Source organism: Salinivibrio sp. KP-1 (genome assembly GCF_000968645.1).
GTDB lineage: Bacteria > Pseudomonadota > Gammaproteobacteria > Enterobacterales > Vibrionaceae > Salinivibrio > Salinivibrio siamensis.
Window position 1 is genome coordinate 1 of the sequence record NZ_LAQR01000009.1, and the last position, 2,358, is coordinate 2,358.

The 2,358-nt window shown below is 49.8% G+C and carries 2 protein-coding genes and 2 rRNA genes; 2 read left to right on the forward strand and 2 right to left on the reverse strand.

What is annotated here, in order from left to right; translation table 11 throughout:
• Positions 1-569, forward strand: a 23S ribosomal RNA gene (locus tag WN56_RS08430); the annotation flags it as partial.
• 87 nt (positions 570-656) lie between these two features.
• A 5S ribosomal RNA gene (gene rrf, locus WN56_RS08435) occupies positions 657-772 on the forward strand.
• Positions 773-1,023: 251 nt separating this feature from the next.
• On the opposite strand, the gene WN56_RS08440 is transcribed toward rrf, so the two are convergent.
• Entirely contained in the window at positions 1,024-1,926 is a 903-nt protein-coding gene (locus WN56_RS08440) for a LysR substrate-binding domain-containing protein (RefSeq protein ID WP_046074620.1), read from the reverse strand.
• A 59-nt stretch (positions 1,927-1,985) separates the two neighbouring features.
• Positions 1,986-2,162, reverse strand: a complete 177-nt coding sequence (locus WN56_RS16880) for a hypothetical protein (RefSeq protein WP_156146668.1) — start codon at positions 2,160-2,162, stop codon at positions 1,986-1,988.
• Positions 2,163-2,358 lie beyond the last annotated feature (196 nt).

Below are 2,358 nucleotides of genomic sequence, written 5' to 3' on the forward strand. Positions count from 1 at the left end.
AGCCCGCTTAACTGCGAGAGTGACGGCTCGAGCAGGTACGAAAGTAGGTCATAGTGATCCGGTGGTTCTGAATGGAAGGGCCATCGCTCAACGGATAAAAGGTACTCCGGGGATAACAGGCTGATACCGCCCAAGAGTTCATATCGACGGCGGTGTTTGGCACCTCGATGTCGGCTCATCACATCCTGGGGCTGAAGTCGGTCCCAAGGGTATGGCTGTTCGCCATTTAAAGTGGTACGCGAGCTGGGTTTAGAACGTCGTGAGACAGTTCGGTCCCTATCTGCCGTGGGCGTTGGATGATTGAGGGGAGCTGCTCCTAGTACGAGAGGACCGGAGTGGACGAACCGCTGGTGTTCGGGTTGTGTCGCCAGACGCATTGCCCGGTAGCTAAGTTCGGCACAGATAAGCGCTGAAAGCATCTAAGCGCGAAGCTGGCCCCGAGATGAGTCATCCCTAGAGCTTCGAGCTCTCTAAAGGGTTGTTCTAGACTAGAACGTTGATAGGCAGGGTGTGTAAGCGCTGTGAGGCGTTGAGCTAACCTGTACTAATTGCCCGTGAGGCTTAACCATACAACACCCAAGAGGTTTTGGTTGGACTTAAAATAAAGCCAGTTGATTGTGGCGAGAACGAACAGCTTTCTAGATTACAAAATTTTGCTTGGCGACCATAGCGCTTTGGACCCACCTGACTCCATGCCGAACTCAGTAGTGAAACGAAGCAGCGCCGATGGTAGTGTGGGGTCTCCCCATGTGAGAGTAGGACATCGCCAGGCTTGCTTTCTTGTTTTCAGATTTTTGGAAAAATCTGAAGGCAAAAACGCTTATCTTGCTAATTACTCGATGCTTTTGATATCTTTGATGCTCATGTATTGGCATACACTGTGCGTCTCGCTTCAAAATCCTCATCGCATCAAACAAGATAACCTAATTAAAGCAGCTACATGTAAGACTTTAATTAGCAGAAACACCAAGCCCTGACCTCACGGTCGGGGCTTTTTTGTATCTGTCGCGTGGTGATTGCTGGTTAAGTAGAAGAATGGGGTTGAGGTTGCCAGTGTAAGCAGAAATCCCAGAAGCGGGTGAGTAGGCCTGACTGGTATTTATCTTTGTGGCGCACAAGCCAATAGCGCCGGGATAATAGCAAAGGGAGTTCGAGGGCAACCACTCGACCATCGGCAATGGCGTGTTGAGCGGAGAGCTTAGACAGGTACGCCAAGCCTAACCCGGCACTTGCAGCATTTAAAATCGCTTCTGTGGTATTGAGCTCGAAAGAAAGGTGCCAGCGCTCGAAGCGAGGAGCAAGGCTTGAGAGAAAGTGCTCACGGGTGCCCGAGCCAGATTCGCGGATCAGCCAAGTTTGATTGTCGAGATCGCCCACACTTAACGGTGCGTGACTCACAAGCGGGTGATTAGGGTGACAAACCACCGCCATCTGATCGCTTAACCATGGCGTTTGCAGTAAATCGGGATGCAGTATTTCACCCTCTATCAACCCAATATCCAGCTCGAAGTGTTGAAGGCGAGTGATGATTTCTTGGCTGTTGGCAATCACCAATGTTTGTTGTTGATGACACGTCGCATGGCGAAAATCACTAATCAGTGTAGGTAAAAGCTGGTTACCCACCGTATCGCTTCCACCTAGTCGCAACCAACCAATCAGTTGGCTATCGTCTTTTAGTGTGGCACTGATTTCGTCGCTACGGGTGAGTAGTTCATCTGCTTTAGGGATAAGCGCTATCCCTTGGTCATTGAGGTGAAGCCGATTGCCGCGTCGATCAAACAAGGGGTAACCGAGCTGACTTTCTAACTCGGCGAGTGCCATACTGACTGCTGGTTTACTGAGAAACAGTTTCTTGGCGGCGGCGGTGATGGTGCCCTCTTGCACGATGGTTAAAAACACCCGCAGTTGAGGAAGAGAAAGCGTCATCGAAACCTAATGATAAAGAGTTTCAAACACTATAAGGCGGTGCCTGTGCGATGACAATCTTAACGCTGGCCTTTGTCTTGGCTGACCCAGTGCTGGATATCTAATTGTGCCTGTTTTAATGCCTGATAGTGTGGTGATTGCTCACTCGTATGCTTGAGAACAAAGTCGAGCGTGCGCACTACATTTCGCCAACGTGGTGTTTTTGGGACGGTTTCTACGTGCAGGTACTTATCCAAGGTTCTTGTTTGAAAGCTACCTTTATCCTGGTAAACACGCCATAAGCCACTTTTTTTCTGCTAGCCCGATTTTATCCCCACCCCAAGCGGCCAGAGCTAAGTTCATCGCATCCACTAAGCGACGATGAATACTCTCCGGCTGATGCGCTTGTGTCTCTTTATCGTTAATCGTGATTGATGGAGAAAAATACGTCGC

Coding starts and splice junctions, on each gene's coding strand:
- WN56_RS08440 (WP_046074620.1), bottom strand. CDS start 1,926: ATGACGCTTTCTCTTCCTCAACTGCGGGTGTTTTTAACCATCGTGCAA.